Below are 23683 nucleotides of genomic sequence, written 5' to 3'. Positions count from 1 at the left end.
CAGTCACGGTCAATTCGCCGCAGTTCTTCCGACTCGAGTGCCCATGAACGAACAGTTGCAACCCCTAAAGAAACAACCGCGAGCAGGCAAAGCCGGCCGCAGCGGTACCCAGGACGATATTGTCTACGCGCATATCTTCGAGGCCATCCTCGAACAGCGTCTGGCGCCCGGCACCAAGTTGAGCGAAGAAGCGCTGGGGGAAATTTTCGGGGTCAGTCGCACCATCATTCGCCGCGCGCTGTCGCGCCTGGCCCATGAAGGCGTCGTGCTGCTGCGTCCGAACCGTGGCGCTGTCGTTGCCAGCCCCAGTGTCGAAGAAGCTCGCCAGGTGTTCATGGCCCGGCGTCTGGTGGAGCGAGCGATCACTGAACTGGCGGTGCAGCACGCCACTGCCGAGCAGATTGCCGAGTTGCGCCAGATGGTCAACGACGAGCGCGACAGCTTCTCCCGTGGTGATCGCGGTGCCGGCATCCGCCTGTCGGGCGAGTTCCACTTGAAGTTGGCCGAAGCGGCGAAAAATGCGCCGCTGATCAGCTTCCAGCGCAGCCTGGTGTCCCAGACGTCGCTGATCATTGCCCAGTATGAAAGCGGTAATCGCTCCCACTGTTCCTACGACGAGCACACCCAACTGATCGACGCCATCGAAGCGCGCAACGCTGAGCTGGCGGTGGACCTGATGATGCATCACATGGATCACATCGACAGCAAACTCAACCTCGACGAAGAAAGCGCGTCGGATGATTTGCATGCGGTGTTCTCGCATTTGTTGCAGACCAAGAAGCCAGGGCGGCCGTTGGCGAAAATCTGATAGTCCGAGTCGCTCCTTTCGCGAGCAGGCTCGCTCCCACAGGGAAATGCATTTCAACTGTGGGAGCGAGCCTGCTCGCGAAGGCGATCTGACAGGCAATAAAAATCCCCCGGGCTGTACGGCTACGGGGGATTTTTTTGTGCCCGGAAAAACCTAGCGCTGATGCACCTGATTCCCCGCCGCATACGTCTGCAACACCGTCCGGTCATCCCCCAGCGTCATCAACACAAACAACGTCTCGGCAATGTTGTTGGCCTGCTTCAAGCGATAGCTCAGCAGCGGCGTGGCGTTGTAGTCCAGCACCAGGAAGTCCGCGTCGGTGCCCGGTTGCAGGGTGCCGATCTTGTCTTCCAGACGCAGCGCACGCGCCCCACCGAGGGTGGCCAGGTACAGCGATTTGAAGGGGCTCAATCGCGCGCCTTGCAGTTGCATGACCTTGTAGGCTTCGTTCAAGGTTTGCAGCAGCGAGAAACTGGTGCCGCCACCGACGTCCGTACCGAGGCCGACATTCAACTTGTGCTTCTCGGCCATCGGCAGGTTGAACAAACCGCTGCCGAGGAAGAAGTTCGACGTCGGGCAGAAGGCGATCGCCGAGCCGGTTTCTGCCAGCCGCGCGCACTCGTCGTCGCACAGGTGCACGCCGTGGGCGAACACCGAACGCTCGCCGAGCAGCTTGTAGTGGTCGTAGACGTCCAGGTAACCCTTGCGCTCCGGAAACAGCTCCTTGACCCACTCGACTTCCTTCAGGTTTTCGCTGATGTGGGTCTGCATGTACAGGTCAGGGAATTCGCTGAGCAACTGGCCGGCGAGGGTCAGCTGTTCCGGGGTACTGGTCGGGGCAAAGCGCGGGGTTACCGCGTAGTGCAGGCGGCCCTTGCCGTGCCAGCGTTCGATCAGCGCCTTGCTTTCCACGTAGCTGGATTCGGCGGTGTCGGTCAGGTAGTCCGGCGCGTTGCGATCCATCATCACCTTGCCGGCGATCATCCGCAGGTCCAGCTGCTCGGCAGCTTCGAAGAACGAGTTCACCGATTGCGGATGCACGCTGCCGAACACCAGCGCGGTGGTGGTGCCGTTGCGCAGCAGTTCCTTGATGAAAATGTCCGCGACTTCGTCCGCGTGAGCCTTGTCGGCAAACTGGCTTTCGCACGGAAAAGTGTAAGTGTTGAGCCAGTCCAGCAGTTGCTCGCCGTAGGCGCCGACCATGCCGGTTTGCGGCAAGTGAATGTGGGTGTCGATGAAGCCTGGAGTGATCAACGCATCTTGATAATGGGTGATCTCGATATCGGCCGGCAGGGTCGGTAGCAAGTCGCTGGCATGGCCGAGGGCGCTGATCTGGCCGTTATCAACCACCAGCAGGCCATCTTCGAAATACTCATAAGAGGCTTCAATACCGACTTCGGCAGGATCAGCGATGCTGTGCAGAATGGCGGCGCGGTAGGCTTTGCGAGTCAGAGGCATGGGGGTTCTCAATTAGTTCGGAGCTTTTCAGTTCGAGGCTTTTTAATTCGAAGCTTGGCTGCGGCGTGAAGCAGGCAGCAGTTTGGCGATTGATGATCCGGCGCTGGCGGTGTGCTGGCCGAAATTGGCGTTATAGGTGGCGATGATTTCGCCGGCGATGGAGATGGCGATTTCCACAGGCAACTTGCCTTTGACTTCGCCGATGCCCATCGGGCAGCGCATGCGTTGCAGCACGGCGCTGTCGAAACCACGGTCACGCAAGCGGTGTTCGAACTTCACCCGTTTGGTCTTCGAACCGATCAGGCCGAAGTAGGCGAAGTCGTTGCGTTTGAGGATCGCGGCGGTGAGTTCGAGGTCGAGCTGGTGGTTGTGGGTCATGACGATGCAGTAGCTGCCGGCGGGTAGGTCATCGATTTCATCCACCGGTTCTTCGGCGACGGTTTTGCGTACGCCGTGGGGGATTTGTTCGGGGAATTCCGCTTCCCGCGAGTCGATCCAGCGCACCCGGCAAGGCAGGCTGGCGAGCAGCGGCACCAGCGCCCGACCGACATGGCCGGCGCCGAACACGGCGATCTGCGCCTGGACCTGGCCCATCGGTTCGAACAGCAACACCGTCACACCGCCGCAGCACTGACCCAGGCTGGCGCCGAGGCTGAAGCGCTCCAAGTGCGTGTCTTGTTTGCCGCTGGCCAGCATCTCGCGGCCGATCTGCATGGCCTTGTATTCCAGATGCCCGCCACCGATGGTGTCGAAGGTCTGGGTGGCGCTGATGACCATCTTCGAACCGGCATTGCGCGGCGTTGAGCCGAGCTCTTCGATGATGGTGACCAACACGCAGGGTTCACCCTGGGATTGCAGGTCGGCGAGGGCGTCGATCCAGTTGTACATGTTTCACCTCGACATCTCTGTTGTCTGTTCGGGCCTCTTCGCGAGCAGGCTCGCTCCCACATTTGGAATGCATTCCCTTGTGGGAGCGAGCCTGCTCGCGAAGGCCGCGCCTCGGTCTTACAGCGAAGCCAACTCCGGCTCTGCCTCGGCAGCCTTCGCCACCTTCAACTGCCGCATCTGCTCACACCCCCACAACACCCGCTCCGGCGTCGCCGGTGCGTCGATTTTCGGTTGATGCTTGTAGTCGCCAAGGCTCGCCACAGCATCCTTGATCGCACACCACGCGGCGATGCCGAGCATGAACGGCGGCTCACCCACGGCCTTGGAATGGAACACCGTGTCTTCCGGGTTTTTGCGGTTTTCCACCAGCTTCACCCGCAGGTCCAGCGGCATGTCCGCCACCGCCGGGATCTTGTAGCTGGCCGGGCCGTTGGTCATCAGTTTGCCCTTGTTGTTCCACACCAGTTCTTCCATGGTCAGCCACCCCATGCCCTGAATGAAACCGCCCTCGACCTGACCGATGTCGATGGCCGGGTTCAGCGAGTCGCCGACGTCATGCAGAATGTCGGTGCGCAGCATCTTGTACTCGCCGGTCAAGGTGTCGACGATCACCTCGGCGCACGCTGCACCGAACGCGTAGTAGTAGAACGGCCGACCGCGAGCCTGACTGCGGTCGTAGTAGATTTTCGGGGTCTTGTAGAACCCGGTACTCGACAGCGACACCTGAGCGAAATACGCCTGCTGGATCAGCGATTCAAAGGTCAGGATATGATCGCGAACCCGCACGTGACCGTTGTGGAATTCCACGTCTTCTTCGCTGACCTTGTACTGCCGCGCGGCAAACTCGACCAAACGTTTCTTGATGATTTGCGCCGCGTTCTGTGCGGCTTTACCGTTCAGGTCGGCACCACTGGACGCGGCAGTCGGCGAGGTGTTCGGCACCTTGTCGGTGTTGGTCGCGGTGATCTGCACGCGGTCCATTTCCACCTGGAACACTTCGGCCACAACCTGCGCGACTTTGGTGTTCAGGCCTTGGCCCATTTCGGTGCCACCATGGTTCAGGTGGATGCTGCCATCGGTGTAGACGTGGATCAGCGCACCGGCCTGGTTGAGGAAGCTGGCAGTGAAGGAAATACCGAATTTCACCGGGGTCAACGCCAGGCCTTTTTTCAGGATCGGACTGTTGGCGTTGTAGCGACGAATCGCTTCGCGGCGCTCGGCGTACTGGCTGCTTTCTTCCAGTTCGGCGGTCATTTCCTCGAGCATGTTGTGCTCGACGGTCTGGTAGTAATGGGTGACGTTGCGCTCGGTCTTGCCGTAATAGTTTGCCTTGCGCACGGCCAGCGGATCGAGGGCCAGATGGCGGGCAATCGCGTCCATCACTTCTTCAATAGCAACCATCCCTTGCGGGCCGCCGAAGCCCCGGTAAGCGGTGTTCGACGCGGTGTTGGTCTTGCAGCGGTGACCGTTGATGGTCGCATCGCCCAGGTAGTACGAGTTGTCGGCGTGGAACATCGCACGGTCGACAATCGACGCCGACAAGTCCGGTGAGCAGCCGCAGTTACCGGCCAGTTCCAGCGCAATGCCGTGCAGGCGGCCGGTGCTGTCGAAGCCCACGTCGTATTCGACGTAGAACGGGTGACGCTTGCCGGTCATCAGCATGTCTTCGACACGCGGCAGGCGCATTTTGGTCGGCTGGCCGGTGAGGTGCGCGATGACTGCGCAGAGGCACGCAGGGCTGGCGGCCTGGGTTTCTTTACCGCCGAAACCACCCCCCATGCGGCGCATGTCGACGACGATTTTGTTCATCGACACATCGAGCACTTCGGCCACCAGTTTCTGCACTTCGGTGGGGTTCTGCGTCGAGCAATAAACGATCATCCCACCATCTTCAGTCGGCATCACCGAAGAGATCTGGGTTTCGAGGTAGAAGTGTTCCTGACCGCCGATATGCAGGGTGCCCTGGATGCGATGCTCAGCATTCGCCAGCGCGTTGGCCGAATCGCCGCGCTGATGGGTGTGGCTGTCGAGTACGAAGTGGCGTTTGCGCAGGGCTTCGACCACGTCCAGCACGGGCTCGAGATCTTCGTATTCGATGATCGCGGCCATGGCGGCTTTACGCGCGGTTTCCAGGTCTTTTGCCGCGACGGCGAGCACCACTTGACCGACGAACTGCACGTCATCGATGGCCAGCAGCGGGTCACCCGGCAGCAATGGGCCGATGTCTTTCAGGCCTGGCACATCCTTGTGGGTGATAGCGATGCGTACGCCTTCAAAGGCGTAGCAAGGCTGGGTGTCGATGCTGATGATTTTCGCGTGGGCGCGGTCCGACAGGCGTGCGTAAACATGCAACTGGTTCGGAAACTCCAGCCGGTCATCGATGTACTGCGCTTCACCGGACACGTGCTTGGTGGCGCTGTCGTGCTTGACGCTGCGGCCGACACCGGTGGTCAGGTCCTTGGCGAACAGTTCAGCCAATTCGGCTTGGGTCTTCTCTACGGCGTGATGATTAGACATAAGCGGTCACCCGAGTCTCGATGTGCGGTGTTTGCAGTTCGATGAAGTATTTACGCAGCAGGTTTTGCGCGCTGAGCAGTCGGTATTCCTTGCTGGCGCGGAAGTCCGAGAGCGGCGTGAAATCTTCGGCCAACGCAGCGCAGGCGCGTTCGACGGTGTCGTTGTTCCAGGTGGCGCCGAGCAATACAGCTTCGCAGGCCTTGGCACGTTTTGGTGTAGCAGCCATGCCGCCGAAGGCGACGCGGGCGTCGGCGATCACGCCGTTGTCGATGCGCAGGTTGAACGCGGCGCAGACCGCGGAAATGTCATCGTCCAGACGTTTCGACACTTTGTAGGCGCGGAACAGTTGTTCGGCACTGGCACGCGGCACGATGATCTTTTCAATGAACTCGCTTTCCTGGCGCGCGGTAACCCGGTAATCGATGAAGTAGTCTTCCAGGGCCATGGTGCGACGGGTTTCGCCTTTGCACAAAACGATCTGCGCACCCAACGCAATCAGCAGGGGAGGTGAGTCACCGATGGGTGAAGCGTTGCCGATGTTGCCGCCGAGGGTGCCCTGGTTGCGGATCTGCAACGAAGCGAAGCGCTGCAGCAATTCGCCGAAGTCCGGGTACTCGCCTTTCAAGGCTTCATAGCAATCGGAGAGGGCAGTGGCGGCGCCGATTTCCAGGCGATCGTCGAAACGCTCGACGCGCTTCATTTCGGCGACATTGCCGACGTAAATCATCACCGGCAGCGTGCGGTGGAACTGCGTGACTTCCAGCGCCAGATCCGTACCGCCGGCCAGCAAGCGGGCTTGTGGATAAGCGTCGTAGAGATCAGCCAGATCGGCCACGGTCAGCGGCACCAGACAGCGCTTGTCTCCACTGTTGAGTTCGCCGATATCGGTAGGGGCGATGGCCTTCAGGCGAGCGATGGTGTCGGCTTCACGGGCGTCGAACTGGTCCGTTTGCTTGCCGCAGCAGGATTGTTCGGCAGCCGCCAGAATCGGCCGATAGCCCGTGCAGCGGCAGAGGTTGCCCGCCAGCGCTTCGTGGGCTTTATGAGCATCCGGTTGATCGCTGTTCTTTTGCAGCGCAAACAGCGACATCACGAAGCCCGGTGTGCAGAAACCGCATTGCGAACCGTGGCACTCGACCATGGCTTTTTGCACGCTGTGCAACTCGCCTTTGTGCTTGAGGTCTTCGACGCTGATCAGTTGTTTGCCGTGCAGTGACGAAACAAACGTCAGGCACGAGTTGAGGCTGCGATAGCGAATGTGTTCGCGGCCATCGTCATCCGTTTGCAGCTCGCCGACCACCACGGTGCAGGCGCCGCAGTCACCGCTGGCGCAGCCTTCTTTGGTGCCGGGTTTGCCCACATGGTCGCGCAGATAATTGAGCACGGTCAGGTTTGGGTCCAGGGCGTGCTCGCTACGGAGTTCCTGGTTAAGTAAAAACTGGATCACGGAAGGCCTCGCAGACTCATTATTGTTGTTAACCGACTTGAACCGAATTTATCAGGTCTGACTTTGCGGTCAATGATTTTCTGACTTAAAGGTCAGGAAATAGCATTTTGTCGATCAACGACGCGTACCTTTATTATTGACCCTCACGGGATAGGCTGCTTTTTGCTTGAATCGTGCCAAAAACCGCCGAGTGGGCACTCCGCCATGACCCTTCATGTGCGCTACACTGCGCCGCTTGTGCAGATCGAAGAGTTTGAAGGACAACCATGACGTTCAAGGCGCCGGACAGCCTCGCCGAGCAAATTGCTCACCACCTCGCCGAACGCATCATTCGTGGCGAAATGAAGCCCGGGGAGCGCATCCAGGAACAGAAGGTCACGTTGGCACTTAATGTCAGCCGCGGTTCGGTCCGTGAAGCCTTGCTGATCCTCGAGCGTCGCCACCTGATCGCGATCCTGCCGCGACGCGGCGCCCACGTGACTGAGCTCACGGCCCACAAGGTCCAGAGCCTGTGCACGCTGATGAGCGAGCTTTACATCCTGCTGGGCAATGCAGTGGCCAGCGGCTGGCAAGTCCAGGCCGACATGGCGCCGTTCGTGCAAATCCAGCAGCGCCTGACCGCCAGCTACGAGCGTCAGGACATTCGCACCTTCGTCGACGACAGCTTCAGTGTGATGCGCGCCGCGTATCCGTTCGCCAACAATCCGTACTTGCAGGAAACCGTCGAGAATCTGCAGCCGGCCATGAGCCGCGCGTATTTCCTCGCCCTGGAACAGCGCAAGGCGTCGATGAGCGAGTTCCTGGAGTTGTTCGAACGCTTGCTCGCTGCCGTGCTGGCCCGCGATTTTCCGCAGATCCGCATTGTGCTGACGGCGTATGCCCAGCGCAGCTGCGATCTGGTGGTTTCCGCGCTGACGGACGCTTAAGCGTGCGGCTAAAGTGCATCAAGCTGGCGGGGTTCAAATCCTTCGTCGACCCGACCACGGTGAACTTCCCCAGTAACATGGCGGCTGTGGTCGGGCCCAATGGTTGCGGAAAGTCGAACATCATCGACGCCGTGCGCTGGGTGATGGGCGAAAGCTCGGCCAAGAACCTGCGCGGCGAGTCGATGACCGATGTCATCTTCAACGGTTCTACCAGCCGTAAACCGGTGAGCCAGGCAAGCATCGAGCTGGTGTTCGATAACTCCGACGGCACCCTGCTCGGCGAATGGGCTGCCTATGCGGAAATTTCCATTCGCCGCAAAGTGACCCGCGACAGCCAGACCACCTACTACCTCAACGGCACCAAATGCCGCCGCCGCGATATCACCGACATCTTTCTGGGTACAGGCCTGGGCCCGCGCAGCTATTCGATTATCGAGCAGGGGATGATCTCCAAGCTGATCGAGTCAAAGCCCGAAGACCTGCGCAACTTTATTGAAGAAGCGGCGGGCATCTCCAAGTACAAGGAGCGCCGGCGCGAGACTGAAAACCGCATCCGCCGCACCCACGAAAACCTTGCCCGCCTGACCGACCTGCGCGAAGAACTCGAGCGTCAGCTTGAACGCTTGCACCGTCAGGCCGAGGCCGCCAAGAAGTATCAGGAATACAAGGGCGAGGAGCGTCAGCTCAAAGCCCAACTGTCGGCCCTGCGCTGGCAGGCGTTGAACGAACAGGTCGGCCAGCGCGAAGCGATCATCGGCACTCAGGAAGTCACTTTTGAAGCGTTGGTGGCCGAGCAGCGCAATGCCGATGCGGCTATCGAACGCTTCCGTGACGGGCACCACGACCTGTCCGAGCGCTTCAATCTGGTGCAGGGGCGCTTCTATTCGGTCGGCGGCGACATTGCCCGGGTCGAGCAGAGCATCCAGCACGGTCAACAGCGTTTGCGCCAATTGCAGGACGACCTGAAAGAAGCCGAGCGCGCGCGTCTGGAAACCGAGTCTCACTTGGGGCATGACCGCACCTTGCTGCTGACCCTGGGCGAAGAGCTGGACATGCTCACCCCCGAGCAGGAAGTCACCAGCGCCGCCGCCGAAGAGGCTGCCGCCGCGCTGGAAGAATCCGAAACCACCATGCACGCCTGGCAAGAGCAGTGGGACACCTTCAACCTGACGGCCGCCGAGCCGCGTCGCCAATCCGAAGTTCAGCAGTCGCGGATCCAGCAGCTGGAAACCAGCATGGAGCGCCTGGCCGATCGCCAGAAGCGTCTCGGCGAAGAGCGCGCCTTGCTCTCGGCAGACCCGGAAGACGCGGCGATCATGGAACTCAGCGAGCAACTGGCCGCGAGTGAAGCAACCCTCGAAGATTTGCAGGCCAGTGAAGAAGCGCAAGTCGAACGCCTTGAGCAACTGCGTCAGGAACTGCAATTGGCGCTGCAAAATCAGCAGCAGGCTCAGGGCGATTTACAGCGTCTGAACGGTCGCCTCGCTTCCCTGGAAGCCTTGCAGCAAGCCGCACTCGATCCCGGCACCGGCACTGCCGAATGGCTGCGCGAACAACATTTGGCGGACCGTCCGCGTTTGGCCGAAGGCTTGAAAGTTGAAGCCGGTTGGGAGCTGGCGGTGGAAACCGTGCTCGGCGCCGACCTGCAAGCGGTGCTGGTAGATGACTTCGGCGATTTCGATCTGGCCGGTTTTGCCCAAGGCGATTTGCGCCTGCTCAGCCCGGCCATTGATGGCGTGCGCGTGCCCGGCAGCTTGCTCGATAAAGTTGAAGCGCAGATCGATCTGGCGCCATGGTTGGGGCAGGTTAAACCGGTCGACAGCCTCGAACAGGCGTTGGCCCTGCGCAATCAATTGACCGCCGGCCAGAGCCTGATCAGCCGCGATGGTTTCTGGGTCGGTCGACACTTTCTGCGTGTGCGCCGGGCCAGCGAAGCGGAAAGCGGTGTGCTCGCCCGCGGCCAGGAAATCCAGCGTCTGGGCCTTGAACGCGAAGAGCGCGAAGCCACGGTCGAAACCCTGGAAACACAATTACAAAACCTGCGGGCGCAACAGCGTCAACAGGAGAACGGTCGCGAACATTTGCGCCGTCTGCTGCAAGACGAAGCGCGTCAGCAAGGTGAACTGAAAGCGCAATTGTCCGCCGGTAAAGCCAAGGCCGAACAACTGACCTTGCGCCGTACACGTCTGGACGAAGAGCTCACCGAGTTGGCTGAGCAACGCGCTCTGGAACACGAAAACATCGGCGAAGCGCGCCTGCAATTGCAGGAAGCCCTCGACAGCATGGCGCTGGACACCGAGCAGCGCGAGTTGCTGCTGGCTCAGCGCGACAGCTTGCGCGAGCGACTGGATCGCGTGCGTCAGGAGGCCCGGCAGCACAAGGATCACGCGCATCAACTGGCGGTGCGTCTGGGCTCGCTCAAAGCGCAACACGATTCCACGCGTCAGGCGCTGGAGCGACTGGAGATGCAGTCCGAGCGCCTGACCGAGAAGCGCGAACAGCTGAGTCTCAACCTGGAGGAGGGCGAGGCGCCGCTGGAAGAATTGCGCCTCAAACTGGAGGAGTTGCTCGACAAGCGCATGACCGTCGATGAAGAACTCAAGACTGCGCAGATCGCTCTGGAAGACGCTGACCGTGAATTGCGTGATGCGGAAAAACGTCGCAACCAGGCCGAGCAGCAATCGCAGTTGATTCGCGGCCAGATGGAAACCCAGCGCATGGAATGGCAAGCCCTGACCGTGCGCCGCAAGACGCTCGAAGATCAGTTGCTGGAAGACGGTTACGACCTTCATGGCGTGCTCGCCACGCTGGTGGCCGAAGCCAGCGAGAAGGAGGCCGAAGAAGAACTCGAACGCATTGCCGCGCGCATTCAGCGCCTCGGTGCGATCAACCTGGCGGCCATCGACGAATACCAGCAACAATCCGAGCGTAAACGTTATCTGGATGCGCAGAACGACGATCTGGTCGAAGCGCTGGATACGCTCGAAAACGTGATTCGCAAGATCGACAAGGAAACCCGAAACCGCTTCAAAGATACCTTTGATCAGATCAATGGTGGTTTACAGGCCCTTTTCCCAAAAGTTTTCGGTGGAGGCCGCGCGTATTTGGAACTGACGGGCGAAGATCTACTCGATACAGGGGTAACGATCATGGCGCAGCCGCCAGGAAAGAAGAACAGCACCATCCATTTGCTCTCTGGTGGCGAAAAAGCCCTGACTGCGTTGGCTCTGGTTTTTGCCATCTTCAAGTTGAATCCGGCGCCGTTCTGCATGCTCGATGAAGTTGACGCGCCATTGGATGACGCTAACGTTGGACGCTACGCACGGCTGGTCAAAGAGATGTCGCAGACGGTGCAGTTCATCTATATCACCCACAACAAGATCGCCATGGAAATGGCCGAGCAACTGATGGGGGTGACGATGCACGAACCGGGTTGCTCGCGTCTGGTAGCAGTGGATGTCGAGGAGGCGATGGCGATGGTGGATGCCTGAGTTGGCGCTTGTAGGGCAAGTATTTTTGGTCTGTAGGACTTTTTTACCTGTCTCGACTTGCTGGCCAATCGACATATTCGCGCAAGCCACTGTGACAGACGGTGTAAAGTTGCCTTTGGTCGTGCTAGTTTAATGTCAATTTTTCGTATACGTGGGCAAAACGCCTGTCAGAACATAGAGTTGGCGCCACGTTTTAAAGCGGTTTACGAGTTGTAAACCTCTTATTTTTCAGCATTTTTTATAGAGGCACGGGATTACATGGAAATCGGTCTGCGCGAGTGGCTGATCGTCATCGGCATTATTGTCATTGCCGGTATTCTTTTCGATGGCTGGCGTCGCATGCGCGGCGGCAAGGGGAAACTGAAATTCCGTCTCGACCGAAGTTTGTCCAACCTGCCGGACGAGGACACCAGCGCCGAGCTGTTGGGCCCGCCTCGCGTGTTGGATACGCATAAAGAGCCGCAACTGGACGAGCACGATCTGCCGTCGGTGAGCATGCCTGCCCGTGAACCGCGCGAGTCGGGTTCCAAGCGTGGCAAGCGTGGTCACGGCGAGCCATCCCAGGGCGACATGAACCTCAGCCTGGATCTGGACGGCGGCCCGAGCTTCAGCAGCCGTGACGACGATTTCCCGGATGACACCAAGGCTTCGAGTTCGGCCAGCGACAAGGAACAACCGCAAGCCGAAGAGGTGCTGGTGATCAGCGTGATCTGCCGCGACGCCGCCGGCTTCAAAGGCCCGGCACTGTTGCAGAACATTCTGGAAAGCGGGTTGCGTTTCGGCGAGATGGACATCTTCCATCGCCACGAAAGCATGGCTGGCAATGGCGAGGTCCTGTTCTCGATGGCCAATGCGGTCAAGCCGGGCGTCTTCGATCTGGACGACATCGACCACTTCAGCACACCGGCAGTGAGCTTCTTCCTCGGTCTGCCAGGCCCGCGTCATCCGAAGCAAGCCTTCGACGTGATGGTGGCCGCGGCGCGCAAACTGTCCCAGGAGCTGAACGGCGAACTGAAAGACGACCAGCGCAGCGTGCTGACTGCCCAGACGATTGAGCATTACCGTCAGCGCATCGTTGAATTCGAACGTCGCGCCCTGACCCAGAAGCGCTAAGGTCAAAAGATCGCAGCCTCGTTTCACTCGACAGCTCCTACAGGGGTCACGATTTTCTGTAGGAGCTGTCGAGTGAAACGAGGCTGCGATCTCTTGATCCTGATGATATGAGATAGAGCAGCCTCGGCTGCTCTTTTGCTTTATGAGAGAACACCCATGACCGCCGCCAAAAACCGCATTCTAGAGCTGCGCGCTGAGCTGGATCAGCACAACTATCGCTACCACGTGCTGGACGAGCCGAGCATTCCGGACGCCGAATACGATCGGTTGTTCCACGAACTCAAGGCCCTCGAAGCGGCCCATCCCGAACTGATCACCAGCGACTCGCCAACCCAGCGTGTCGGCAGTGCGGCGCTGTCGGCGTTCACTCAGGTGCGTCACGAAGTGCCGATGCTCAGCCTCGGCAACGCCTTCGAAGAAACCGACATGCGCGAGTTCGATCGCCGGGTAACTGAAGGTCTCGACTTGCCGGCTGGCGATTTGTTTGGCGGCGGTGCGGCGGTGGAATACAGCTGCGAACCCAAACTCGATGGCCTGGCGGTCAGCTTGCTGTATCAGGACGGCGTGCTGGTGCGCGGCGCAACTCGCGGCGACGGCACGACCGGCGAAGACATCAGCGTCAACGTCCGTACCGTGCGCAACATCCCGCTCAAGCTGCAAGGCACCGGCTGGCCGGCGACCCTGGAAGTGCGCGGCGAAGTGTTCATGTCCAAGGCCGGTTTCGAACGCCTCAACGCCACGCAGCTGGAAGTCGGCGGCAAGACCTTCGCCAATCCGCGCAACGCGGCGGCCGGCAGCTTGCGCCAGCTCGATTCGAAGATCACCGCCAACCGTCCACTGGAGTTCTGCTGCTACGGCATCGGTCAGATTTCGGCGGATATTGCCGACACGCACATCGGCAATCTGAAGCAGCTGCAGCTGTGGGGCATGCCGATCAGTCGCGAATTGAAACTGGCCTACGGCATCGATGAGTGTCTGGATTACTACCGCGACATCGGTGAGCGCCGCAATGCGCTGCCGTATGAAATCGACGGCGTGGTGTTCAAGGTCAACAGCATTGCCTCTCAACGTGAGCTCGGCTTCCGCGCTCGCGAACCGCGCTGGGCGATCGCGCATAAATTCCCGGCCATGGAAGAACTCACTGAATTGCTCGACGTGGAATTCCAGGTCGGTCGTACCGGTGCCGTGACGCCCGTGGCGCGCTTGAAACCGGTCAAGGTTGCCGGGGTCACCGTGGCCAATGCGACGCTGCACAACATGGACGAAGTGGCACGTCTGGGCCTGATGATCGGCGACACCGTGATCATTCGACGCGCTGGCGATGTGATTCCGCAGGTGGTGCAAGTGGTCACCGAGCGCCGGCCGGACAATGCACGGCCCGTACAGATTCCCGAGAAGTGCCCGGTCTGCGGCTCGCATGTCGAGCGCACGCAACTGGTCAAGCGCAGCAAAGGTCGCGAGACCGTCAGCGAAGGCGCGGTCTATCGCTGTGTCGGTCGACTGGCCTGCGGTGCGCAACTCAAGCAGGCAATCATTCACTTCGTCTCCCGTCGCGCCATGGACATCGAAGGCCTGGGCGAGAAAAGCGTCGAGCAGTTAGTGGATGAAGGTCTGGTTAATTCGCCGGCCGATCTGTACGCCCTGACGTTCGAGCAAATCGTCGATCTGGAAGGCTTTGCCGAACTGTCGAGCAAGAACCTGCTCGGCGCCATCGAAGACAGCAAGCAGCCGAGCCTGGCGCGCTTCATCTACGCCCTCGGGATTCCTGATGTCGGCGAAGAGACAGCCAAAGTGCTGGCGCGTTCTCTCGGTTCGCTGGAGCGGGTTCAGCAGGCGTTGCCGCAAGTGCTCACGTACTTGCCGGACGTTGGCCTGGAAGTGGCTCACGAGATTCACAGTTTCTTCGAAGATGCGCATAACCAGCAGGTGATCAAGGATTTGCTCAAGCACGGTATGCAGATTCAGGATCAGGGCGAGTTGGGCGCCGAGTTTGCTGCCAGCACCACGTTGGGTGGTTTCCTCGACAAGTTGCACATACCTTCGGTGGGGCCGGGTGGGGCGCAGAAACTGGCCGACAAGTTTGGATCGCTTGAAGGCGTTTTCAGCGCCGACTGGCTGGACATGCGTCAGGCGCTGCCGGAGAAACAGGCCACTTCGGTTCGGGAGTTCTTTGCGGTTGCGCAAAATCGTCAAGTGGCAGAAGCCGCCGAGAAACAGCTGCGCGATTTTGGCATGCACTGGCAGAGCGAGAAGAAAGTCGTTGAAGGCTTGCCGCTGGCCGGGCAGACCTGGGTGCTGACCGGTTCGCTGGAGTTGATGAGCCGCGACATCGCCAAGGACAAACTTGAAAGCCTCGGTGCCAAGGTGGCGGGCTCGGTATCGGCCAAGACCCATTGCGTGGTGGCTGGGCCGGGTGCCGGCTCGAAGTTGGCGAAGGCTAATGAGCTGGGATTGAAGGTTCTCGATGAAGAGGGGCTTATCAAAACATTGCGTGAGCACGGCAAGCTGGATTAAGACTTGGCAATTCAAAACTTGTGGGAGCGAGCCTGCTCGCGATGAGGCCGTTGCAGTCGGCATGGATGGTGACTGGTCCACCGCTATCGCGAGCAGGCTCGCTCCCACATTGACCGCGCTAGGCTTGCTTCATCGCGGCGCGGGAACGATCTGCACGCAAGGATGATCTAGTCTTGGCAGGCCCCAGGGAGAGATCGCCATGTACCGCTTCTTCGAACAGCTCAGTACACGCATCGCCGCGCCCTTCATGGGCGAAAGCTCGCGCAACAGCAAGGTCTGGCAGTGCCGCTGCGGGCAGTCGCTGTTTTTTCGCAACAGCCAGTGCCTGGCGTGTTCGGCAGTGTTGGGTTATCAACCGGAGCAGAGTCGCCTATCGTCGCTGCAGCCCGGCTTGCAGGCTGATACCTGGTTGCTCGACGCCGATCCCGAAGCAGGTGTCTTGCGCCGCTGTGCCAACCTCGATTCCCCGGCCGCGTGCAACTGGCTGTTGCCCGCCAATGACCACGATGCGTTATGCATCGCTTGTAGCCTGAACCACACCATCCCCGACCTGTCGATTGCCGAAAACCACGAACGCTGGCGCAAGGTCGAAACGGCCAAGCGGCGTCTGGTCGCGCAGTTGATCAGTCTTGGTTTGCAGGTGATTCCCAAAGCCGTGGACGAAGAGGCTGGCCTGGCCTTCGATTTCATTGGTGTCGACCTCGAAGGCAAGCCGCCGACCACCGGTCACTCTAACGGTCTGATCACCCTCGATATCAAAGAAGCCGACGACGCCCATCGCGAGCAGATTCGGGTGCAGATGCACGAACCTTACCGCACGTTGCTCGGGCATTTTCGTCATGAAGTCGGGCATTATTACTGGGACCGTCTGATCGCCAACAGCCATTGGCTGGAACCGTTCCGCGGCCTGTTCGGCGACGAGCGCGCCAGCTACACCGACGCCCTCGAACGGCATTACCAGCAAGGCGCGCCGCTCGACTGGCAGCAACATTACGTCAGCGCCTACGCGACCATGCATCCGTGGGAGGATTGGGCTGAAACCTGGGCTCACTACCTGCACATGATGGACGCGGTGGATACGGCGTTGGGGTTCGGAATGAGTGCCAGGGAGATGGACTTCGACTATCAGCCGTTCCCCCCAAGCACCCTCTACGATCCACAGCATCCCGGTGGCGCGGCGTTCCTGTCGTTCGTCAATGCGTGGATCGAACTGGCCGGCATGCTGAATGAACTGTCACGCAGCATGGGGCAGCCGGATTTCTATCCGTTCGTCCTGCCGCCGACAGTGATTGCCAAGCTGCACTTCATCCACTTGGTGATCCAGCAGGAAGGCGGCCGGGCGGATGAGGTGTTGCAAGACTTGTAGAGTCTACTTAACGCTGTATTTACTTGTAGCAGCTGTCGAGCCTGCGAGGCTGCGTTCGGCTGCGAAGCAGTCGTAAAATCAGGCAGCGCGGTTTTTCAGGTAAATTTCACGAGTTTCGGATCGACGACTGCTTCGCAGCCGAACGCAGCCTCGCAGGCTCGACAGCTGCTACGGACGCTGGTGTTTCGCGCCCTGTGCATGTCCTTGACCTGATTCATATTTTTAATCTGGATCGAACGGTTGTAACTTCGTCTCAGATAGGTACAATGGCGCGGCTCGCCGTCAGGCGGGCGTCGTTATGGTGACCCCATCGGTCCCCCCGCAACGATTACCCGTGAACCTGGTCAGATCCGGAAGGAAGCAGCCACAGCGGGAACATTGTGTGCCGGGGTGTGGCTGGTGGGGTTGCCTCCATAACGCCATGTCCTCAGAGTCGAGGGCCTGAGCGCGCAACACCCTCCGATACATCTCGTTTTAAAAACCTTAATTTTTGTTCGTCTGCGGCGCCATCGTGTTGCGGGTTTGTCATGCCTGCTGTCTGCGGACCCTGCGCTGCCAGCGTCACCCGGCAGCACGGAAGGACCAGAACCTTAAGCCTTGCGGCTGAACAGCTTGCGCACAAAGCCCGCAATCACCACCAGCCCCACTATCAAGAACTTCTTCGCTGCCAGCAGGAAAATGCCGATCTTGGCAAATAACCCGGCCTTGGCAGCCAGACCGCCACCCACCAGTGCCGCCAGGCCATAAGACGCCAGTTTGTCGGTGCCGGGGTTGTAGTCGGTGTACAGGTTGCCCTCAGTGAAGTTGGTGAAGGCGATGACTTTGGGTAATTCCTGCTTGATGATCGGCATGTCTGCCATTGAGGCGACAGCGTTCAATTCCAGGACACCTTTGCGGCCCAGCACCCGAATGCTGTAATTCAGCGTGCTGTCCTCGGCGTCGTCGGCTTTCAGTTCCCGGGCCCAGTACATTTTGTGGCTGGATTCGTCGTAGTGCGGTTGCTCGGCCCAGCCCAGCAGGTGCAGGCCGGCATAGCCCTGCTTCTGCCGCTCCTTATTGTCTTCTTCATCCTCTTCCTGCATTTGTTTGAGCAGGTCGGCATAGTCGATTTTTGCCGCATCTTCGTCGGAAATATGCCCGTCGTCCTTATAGCTGACAATCACGCCCCAGCCGCTGGCGGTCAGTGGGTTCACGGCGTTTGGAATGATCATGCCCAGGGTCTTGTGGCCGGGTGGGTTGCCCCAGCCCTCGGTCAGCAGGCGTTCAGTGTCATTCGGGTCCAGGTAATAAAACTCTTTATTGAGCTTCAGCGTTGCAATGCCGGAGGGCAGGGTGATGGTGCCGTGCTGCGGCTTCAGGGTGGCGAGAAATTGTTCGGGCGTTTGCTGCGCTTGGGCAACTTCAGCGGGCGCCGGAGGAGGGTTGCTGGCCGCTTGCACGGGGGCGTGAAGTGCGCACAGCAGCGCTGCCATGAGGATCGGGCGGAGGTGTTTCATCGTATTCCCTTACATTTTGAATTAATTTCATGCGAAGAGTATCGGATGGCCACTATCGATGCACGACCTTCAATGCCCGGTGGGGCGGTTTTCAGGCGCCTGAATGAGCAAAAGGCAGATGTGTCGATTCGACAAACATCTGCCTTTTTTATTTGTGGCACTAAGGCTTGGACAAGGCCTGGTCAACCGCTGCAATCAGCTTTCCCAGATCCTTCGGGGTGGCTTTATGTATGACACCGAACAGATACGCCCGCTGTTCATCTTCATCGCCTAAATCTGCGAAAAAGGCTTTCAGCTTCACGCCCAACACATCGGCAAGCAGGAACAAGGCTTCCACGCTGGGGGTGTAGGTGCCGGTTTCGAAGCGGCTGATGGTTTTGGGGTCAAAACCGGTTTTTTCGCCGAGTTCAGCCTGAGTAAGCCCAGCGACCTTGCGGTAGCGCCGAATGGCCGCACCCAAACTTGAAATTCGCATCGCTTAATTCCCATTTAGAATCAAGAACTTAACGATAGATTTTTGCATTAGGCAACCGCATGATTCATCACCTTTCTTTGCAAAATGTGATGCGTTTCGTAGAATAGCCGCACAAATAGGGTATTTGGGGTCTTTAAGGTTAGTTGATCTCTGCTGTCAGGAGGCCATCAAACGCTGTTCATGGAGTGATATCGTGTTGCTGTGCATTACCTATAAAAACATCTCTACCGGGCATCCCGCACTGGTCGAGCGGTACCACCGCTAGCCACAGTGAGCCTGACTCATGGATGAGAAATACCGCAGGGCCGTGGATGCCGCCGCGATTTTTTCCGAGACAGATCTGAGCGGCCGGATCACCCACGTCAACGATCAGTTCTGTGCCGTATCCGGCTATAGCCGCGAAGAACTGCTCGGGCAGAACCATCGTCTTCTCAACTCCGGTCTGCACTCCGCCGATTTTTTCGCGGCTATGTGGCGCACCATCGCCTTGGGCAACGTCTGGAAAGGCGAGATTTGTAATCGCGCCAAGGATGGCAGCCTGTATTGGGTCGACAGCACCGTGGTGCCGGTGCTCGATAACGCTACCGGACGAGTTGACCGTTATCTTTCGATTCGTTTCGACATCAGCGAAAAACACCAATTGCTGCATTCACTGCAATGGCGGGTGGGGCATGACGTGCTGACCGGGCTGCCGAATCGCGCGTTCCTCTCGGATTTGCTGGATCAGGCGCTGGAGTTCTCCCGGCACGAAAACATCCCGCTGGCGGTGTGCATGCTCGACCTCGACGGCTTCAAAGCGGTCAACGATGGCTACGGGCATGCCAGTGGCGATCTGCTGTTGGTCGAGGTGGCCAAGCGTTTGCGCACCATAGTGCGCGGCGAAGATGTGGTGGCGCGGTTGGCCGGTGACGAGTTTGTGCTGGTGTTGCGATACGTGCGTGATCTGCCGGAACTGCGTGCGGCGTTGAACCGGGTGCTCGGCGCTATTTCGGCGCCGTACTCGCTGCATGGCAAGGGCATCAATGTGTTTGCCAGTATCGGCGTCACCTTGTTCCCCGACGACAATGAAGATGCCGAAACCCTGTTACGTCATGCCGATCAGGCCATGTACGTGGCGAAACAACGCGGTCGCAATCGCTTTCATTTATTCGACGTGTCCCGGGATCAGGAGGTCAAGGCCACTCACCAGACGGTCGAGCGAGTGCGCCAGGCGCTGGCTGTCGGTGAGTTGCGCGTGCATTTCCAGCCCAAGGTGAACATGCGTCATGGTGAGGTTGTCGGCTTCGAGGCGTTGTTGCGCTGGGAACATCCGCAACACGGCATGGTGCCGGCCCGGGAGTTTTTGCCGCTGGTGGAAGAAACGGACCTGATCGTCGATATAGGTGAATGGGTGATGGATCAGGTCCTGTCGCAGTTGCATCATTGGCAGCAAGCGGGGCAGGGCTGGCCAGTCAGCATTAATATTGCGGCACGACATTTTCAGCGCGCGGATTTCGTCGACCGGCTCAAACACGTGCTAGCCCGGCATGCCCAGGTGGCTCCGCAGATGCTCGATCTGGAAATTGTCGAGTCGGTGGCGATCGAGAATATTCAGCATGTCAGCGCCTGTTTACAGGCTTGTCAGGCGCTGGGGGTGCAGTTTTCACTGGGAGACTTCGGCACCGGTTATTCGTCCCTGAGCTACCTCAAGCGTTTGCAAACCCAAACCATCAAGATCGACAAGTCGTTCGTGCGCGACATCGTTAATGATCGTGATGATCTGGCCCTGACCATGGCGGTCATTGGCCTGGCTCGGGCGTTTGGTCGGCAGGTGATCGCCGAAGGGCTGGAAAGTATCGAGCACGGTGAATTGCTGCTGCGGTTGGGCTGCGAAGTTGCTCAAGGCTATTTCATTGCCCGGCCGATGCCGCCCGCAGAAGTGCCGGGTTGGGTTGAAGGCTTTGTCGCACCGGCGCAATGGCAGGCGCTGGATCAGGTAGGCTGAAGTTTTGTGATCAACAGCGAACCCATGTGGGAGCGAGCCTGCTCGCGATAGCGGTCTGACATTTAACATTGATGGGGACTGACATACCGCTATCGAGAGCAGGCTCGCTCCCACAATGGTCTCGTGCCGATCAGAGGAATCGCTTAGGGTGTGCCTGGCTCGGAACCTATATAGAGCCGGATAATGTCATCAATTTCCCCAGACATTTTCATTCGCACCAAGGTGCGCAAAATGCGCTGCACGGGCACCTTGGGATCGTTGCGCACATAACAACCGACACTCTGCTCCTGCAGCACCGCCACGCCTTGCAGTTGCCGGCCAGGCAGCAGGCGCTGATTGAACCAGTCCAGCGTCCATTGATTGCTCACGGCGTAGTGATAGCGTCCGGCCAGGAGTTTTTCCAGCACCTGCTCCTGATTGCGCGCATCTTCGCGATGCAGTCGGTCGGCGTCGAACAGCGGTTGCAGGGTCGGGTAGCTGTAGCCGAGTACCGTGCCGATGGATTGTCGCGGCAAGTCCGCAGGCGTCACTGAGGTCAGCGGATCTGGCCGGCTGATCAGCATGTCGCGCTGAAACCAAAGTGGAATGCTCCAGATGTAATCCCCGGACTGATTCGGCTGCCAGGACTGCGCCGCATAGCAGCGGATATCGACTTCGCCGTGCTCCATGGCGTTTTGCACTCGCGTGCGAGGCAGCACGTGAAATTCGGCTGGCACCCCGACCTGGGTCGCGAGGCTGACCATCACATCGTGCAGGATGCCTTGGGTCGGGTGGCCGCGGTCCAGTTGCACCATCGGCATCGCCCAACTGTCGGGCACTACGAAGCGCAGCGGCGGCTCGGCGCCAGCGACATTCAGGCTGATCAACAGCAGTGCCCCCAAGGCCAGCCGCATAAACGCTCCGGTGCCGATAAAACCCGAGCCGATAAAAGCCCCCAAACACCATCTTAGCCAGATTAGACGAGCGCACCGGATGCAATTTTGGCCTTGCTCCGCTAGCATTAGCCGCTTCTGTTCCTTCGTTGCGACGGTTTTCGATGAGTTATCAGGTTCTTGCACGTAAATGGCGTCCGCGCTCGTTCCGCGAAATGGTCGGCCAGACCCATGTGCTCAAGGCTCTGATCAATGCCTTGGACAGCCAGCGGCTGCACCACGCCTATCTGTTTACCGGTACCCGCGGGGTCGGCAAGACCACCATCGCGCGGATCATCGCCAAATGCCTGAACTGTGAAACAGGTATCACTTCAACACCTTGCGGCGAGTGTTCGGTGTGCCGGGAGATCGATGAGGGCCGCTTCGTCGACCTGATCGAGATCGACGCCGCGAGCCGGACCAAGGTCGAAGACACCCGCGAACTGCTCGATAACGTGCAGTACGCGCCGAGCCGTGGGCGCTTCAAGGTCTACCTGATCGACGAAGTGCACATGCTCTCCAGCCATTCCTTCAATGCGCTGTTGAAAACCCTTGAAGAGCCGCCGCCCTACGTCAAGTTCATCCTGGCGACGACCGATCCGCAGAAACTTCCTGCAACCATTCTTTCGCGGTGTCTGCAGTTCTCTCTGAAGAACATGACGCCGGAGCGCGTGGTCGAGCATTTGACCCACGTGCTGGGTGTCGAGAACGTGCCATTCGAAGACGACGCACTGTGGCTGCTGGGCCGTGCTGCCGACGGTTCGATGCGCGACGCCATGAGCCTGACCGACCAGGCCATCGCCTTCGGTGAAGGCAAAGTCATGGCTGCCGACGTGCGGGCGATGCTCGGCACGCTCGATCACGGTCAGGTCTACGACGTTCTGCACGCGCTGATCGAAGGCGACGCCAAGGCCTTGCTCGAAGCCGTCCGTCATCTGGCCGAACAAGGCCCGGACTGGAACGGCGTGCTCTCGGAAATTCTCAACGTGCTGCACCGTGTCGCCATCGCCCAGGCCCTGCCTGAAGGCGTCGACAACGGTCATGGCGACCGTGATCGGGTGCTGGCACTGGCTCAGGCCTTGCCGGCCGAAGACGTGCAGTTCTATTACCAGATGGGCCTGATCGGGCGCCGCGACTTGCCGCTGGCACCGGACCCGCGCGGTGGCTTCGAAATGGTGTTGCTGCGGATGCTCGCGTTCCGCCCGGCGGACACCGCGGACGCTCCGAGGCAACCGCTAAAGACAGTGGGGATCAGCCAGGCCACGGTTGATTCCGCAAATTCAGTGGCTGCCGCGCCCGTTGTTGCGCCGGTAGTCGCTGCGGCAGTTACACCGGCAGTGGCAACCGTTGCGCCTGCGCCAGTTGCGGCGGTGGTTGCTCCCGTGCAAGCGCCCGAGCCTGAGCCAGTTGCGCCCGTCGTCGTGCCCGAGCCTGTCGTTGAGGCAGTAGTGGTCGAAGCCGTCGTCGATCTACCCTGGAATGACCCGATAGAACCCGAAGTCGTTCAGCAACCCGCTGTCGAGCCGGTGCTGGAAACTGCCAGCGAACAGCCCGAATTGGCGCCGATGCCATTGCCGCCCCCCGACAGCGCGGTGCCGGACGCACCGGAGTGGGCCGCTGCGCCGATTCCGGAGCCGTCGGTAGCCGACGTTGATGTCGCCACGCCGGGTATGGAGCCGGATGACGAGCCGCCGCTGGACGAGGACTACATCGAGCCAGACATCGAGTCGGCCTACAGCTACCTCGATGAACTGGCCAGCGAACACACCGCCGAGCCAACGCCGCAAGCCGAGCCTGAACCGGCCGCCATGCCGGCCACCGGGCTGGCGCTGCAATGGCTGGAGCTGTTCCCGAAATTGCCGATCTCCGGCATGACCGGCAGCATCGCCGCCAACTGCACGCTGATCGCCGTCGAGGGTGACTACTGGCTGATGCACCTGGACCCGGCCCACAGCGCGTTGTTCAACGCGACTCAACAGCGTCGCTTGAACGATGCGTTGAACCAGTTTCACGGGCGTACGCTGACCCTGAGCATGGAGCTGATCAAGCCCGAGCAGGAAACCCCGGCCCAGGCCGCGTCCCGTCGCCGTGCGAACCGTCAGCGCGAGGCCGAAGAGTCGATCCACGGTGATCCGTTCATCCAGCAAATGATGCAGCAGTTCGGTGCGGTGGTCCGTAACGATACTATTGAACCTGTCGAGACCCTGGTCACTCAGGGCTAATAACTGAAGGTGGTCGGCCGAAAGGGCCGGGCGCTGTTTTTATCCAAGTACTTTTGAGGTGATTCCC

The 23683-nt window shown here is 59.7% G+C and carries 15 protein-coding genes and 1 other RNA gene; 9 read left to right on the top strand and 7 right to left on the bottom strand.

Annotated elements, in window-relative coordinates:
• Positions 1-43 precede the first annotated feature (43 nt).
• Entirely contained in the window at positions 44-808 is a 765-nt protein-coding gene (locus tag ACYZTW_RS23710) for a GntR family transcriptional regulator (protein WP_462002041.1), read from the top strand.
• Positions 809-961: 153 nt separating this feature from the next.
• Here the strand turns inward: ACYZTW_RS23710 and guaD are convergent, their stop codons facing one another.
• From guaD to xdhA, 4 genes are all read right to left on the bottom strand, one after another.
• Positions 962-2266: a guanine deaminase gene (guaD, locus tag ACYZTW_RS23705; RefSeq protein WP_462002040.1), complete on the bottom strand. Its 1305-nt coding sequence runs from the start codon at positions 2264-2266 to the stop codon at positions 962-964.
• Between the two features lie 42 nt (positions 2267-2308).
• Positions 2309-3154: a xanthine dehydrogenase accessory protein XdhC gene (xdhC, locus tag ACYZTW_RS23700; protein ID WP_462002039.1), complete on the bottom strand. Its 846-nt coding sequence runs from the start codon at positions 3152-3154 to the stop codon at positions 2309-2311.
• A gap of 117 nt (positions 3155-3271) precedes the next feature.
• Positions 3272-5671 (bottom strand): xanthine dehydrogenase molybdopterin binding subunit, encoded by a 2400-nt coding sequence (gene xdhB, locus ACYZTW_RS23695; protein ID WP_462002038.1) that lies wholly within the window; start codon positions 5669-5671, stop codon positions 3272-3274.
• On the bottom strand, positions 5664-7118 hold the full coding sequence (gene xdhA, locus ACYZTW_RS23690) for a xanthine dehydrogenase small subunit (RefSeq protein ID WP_462002037.1): 1455 nt from the start codon (positions 7116-7118) through the stop codon (positions 5664-5666). Before xdhA ends, xdhB begins: the two co-directional genes overlap by 8 nt.
• A 266-nt stretch (positions 7119-7384) precedes the next feature.
• On the opposite strand from xdhA, the gene ACYZTW_RS23685 reads away from it, so the two are divergent.
• From ACYZTW_RS23685 to ffs, 6 genes are all read left to right on the top strand, one after another.
• Positions 7385-8044, top strand: a complete 660-nt coding sequence (locus tag ACYZTW_RS23685) for a GntR family transcriptional regulator (protein WP_462002036.1) — start codon at positions 7385-7387, stop codon at positions 8042-8044.
• A gap of 2 nt (positions 8045-8046) precedes the next feature.
• Positions 8047-11535, top strand: coding sequence for a chromosome segregation protein SMC (gene smc, locus ACYZTW_RS23680; RefSeq protein ID WP_462002035.1), 3489 nt, complete (start codon positions 8047-8049; stop codon positions 11533-11535).
• Positions 11536-11793: 258 nt separating this feature from the next.
• Positions 11794-12648, top strand: coding sequence for a cell division protein ZipA (zipA, locus tag ACYZTW_RS23675; RefSeq protein ID WP_111450622.1), 855 nt, complete (start codon positions 11794-11796; stop codon positions 12646-12648).
• Positions 12649-12804: 156 nt separating this feature from the next.
• Entirely contained in the window at positions 12805-15162 is a 2358-nt protein-coding gene (ligA, locus tag ACYZTW_RS23670; protein WP_462002034.1) for an NAD-dependent DNA ligase LigA, read from the top strand.
• A gap of 199 nt (positions 15163-15361) precedes the next feature.
• On the top strand, positions 15362-16528 hold the full coding sequence (locus ACYZTW_RS23665; RefSeq protein WP_462002033.1) for a zinc-binding metallopeptidase family protein: 1167 nt from the start codon (positions 15362-15364) through the stop codon (positions 16526-16528).
• Between the two features lie 308 nt (positions 16529-16836).
• An RNA gene (gene ffs / locus ACYZTW_RS23660) (signal recognition particle sRNA small type) lies at positions 16837-16933 on the top strand.
• A 185-nt stretch (positions 16934-17118) separates the two neighbouring features.
• Here the strand turns inward: ffs and ACYZTW_RS23655 are convergent.
• Together ACYZTW_RS23655 and ACYZTW_RS23650 are read right to left on the bottom strand one after the other, a co-directional pair.
• Positions 17119-18024 (bottom strand): DUF2167 domain-containing protein, encoded by a 906-nt coding sequence (locus ACYZTW_RS23655; protein ID WP_462002032.1) that lies wholly within the window; start codon positions 18022-18024, stop codon positions 17119-17121.
• A 160-nt stretch (positions 18025-18184) separates the two neighbouring features.
• Positions 18185-18499 carry a helix-turn-helix domain-containing protein gene (locus ACYZTW_RS23650; RefSeq protein WP_462002031.1) on the bottom strand — a complete coding sequence of 105 codons (315 nt, stop codon included), beginning with the start codon at positions 18497-18499 and terminating at the stop codon, positions 18185-18187.
• Between the two features lie 283 nt (positions 18500-18782).
• Here ACYZTW_RS23650 and ACYZTW_RS23645 point away from each other — a divergent pair, with 283 nt between their 5' ends.
• On the top strand, positions 18783-20483 hold the full coding sequence (locus tag ACYZTW_RS23645; RefSeq protein ID WP_462002030.1) for a putative bifunctional diguanylate cyclase/phosphodiesterase: 1701 nt from the start codon (positions 18783-18785) through the stop codon (positions 20481-20483).
• 143 nt (positions 20484-20626) lie between these two features.
• On the opposite strand, the gene ACYZTW_RS23640 is transcribed toward ACYZTW_RS23645, so the two are convergent.
• The gene (locus ACYZTW_RS23640; RefSeq protein WP_462002029.1) at positions 20627-21376 is read right to left on the bottom strand and encodes a substrate-binding periplasmic protein; all 750 of its coding nucleotides are present in this window, start codon (positions 21374-21376) and stop codon (positions 20627-20629) included.
• 143 nt (positions 21377-21519) lie between these two features.
• Here ACYZTW_RS23640 and dnaX point away from each other — a divergent pair, with 143 nt between their 5' ends.
• The gene (dnaX, locus tag ACYZTW_RS23635; RefSeq protein WP_462002028.1) at positions 21520-23616 is read left to right on the top strand and encodes a DNA polymerase III subunit gamma/tau; all 2097 of its coding nucleotides are present in this window, start codon (positions 21520-21522) and stop codon (positions 23614-23616) included.
• The last annotated feature ends 67 nt before the right edge of the window (positions 23617-23683 follow it).

Source organism: Pseudomonas sp. LB3P25, from assembly GCF_054897985.1.
The sequence above is the reverse complement of the archived record's forward strand: the minus strand, read 5'-3'. Positions and strand labels throughout refer to the sequence as shown.

Bases quoted from the DNA above. Each gene is read 5' to 3' on its own strand.
- ACYZTW_RS23710 (WP_462002041.1), top strand. From the start codon at position 44: ATGAACGAACAGTTGCAACCCCTAAAGAAACAACCGCGAGCAGGCAAA.
- guaD (WP_462002040.1), bottom strand. From the start codon at position 2,266: ATGCCTCTGACTCGCAAAGCCTACCGCGCCGCCATTCTGCACAGCATC.
- xdhC (WP_462002039.1), bottom strand. From the start codon at position 3,154: ATGTACAACTGGATCGACGCCCTCGCCGACCTGCAATCCCAGGGTGAA.
- xdhB (WP_462002038.1), bottom strand. From the start codon at position 5,671: ATGTCTAATCATCACGCCGTAGAGAAGACCCAAGCCGAATTGGCTGAA.
- ACYZTW_RS23685 (WP_462002036.1), top strand. From the start codon at position 7,385: ATGACGTTCAAGGCGCCGGACAGCCTCGCCGAGCAAATTGCTCACCAC.
- zipA (WP_111450622.1), top strand. From the start codon at position 11,794: ATGGAAATCGGTCTGCGCGAGTGGCTGATCGTCATCGGCATTATTGTC.
- ligA (WP_462002034.1), top strand. From the start codon at position 12,805: ATGACCGCCGCCAAAAACCGCATTCTAGAGCTGCGCGCTGAGCTGGAT.
- ACYZTW_RS23665 (WP_462002033.1), top strand. From the start codon at position 15,362: ATGTACCGCTTCTTCGAACAGCTCAGTACACGCATCGCCGCGCCCTTC.
- ACYZTW_RS23655 (WP_462002032.1), bottom strand. From the start codon at position 18,024: ATGAAACACCTCCGCCCGATCCTCATGGCAGCGCTGCTGTGCGCACTT.
- ACYZTW_RS23650 (WP_462002031.1), bottom strand. From the start codon at position 18,499: ATGCGAATTTCAAGTTTGGGTGCGGCCATTCGGCGCTACCGCAAGGTC.
- ACYZTW_RS23645 (WP_462002030.1), top strand. From the start codon at position 18,783: ATGGATGAGAAATACCGCAGGGCCGTGGATGCCGCCGCGATTTTTTCC.
- ACYZTW_RS23640 (WP_462002029.1), bottom strand. From the start codon at position 21,376: ATGCGGCTGGCCTTGGGGGCACTGCTGTTGATCAGCCTGAATGTCGCT.
- dnaX (WP_462002028.1), top strand. From the start codon at position 21,520: ATGAGTTATCAGGTTCTTGCACGTAAATGGCGTCCGCGCTCGTTCCGC.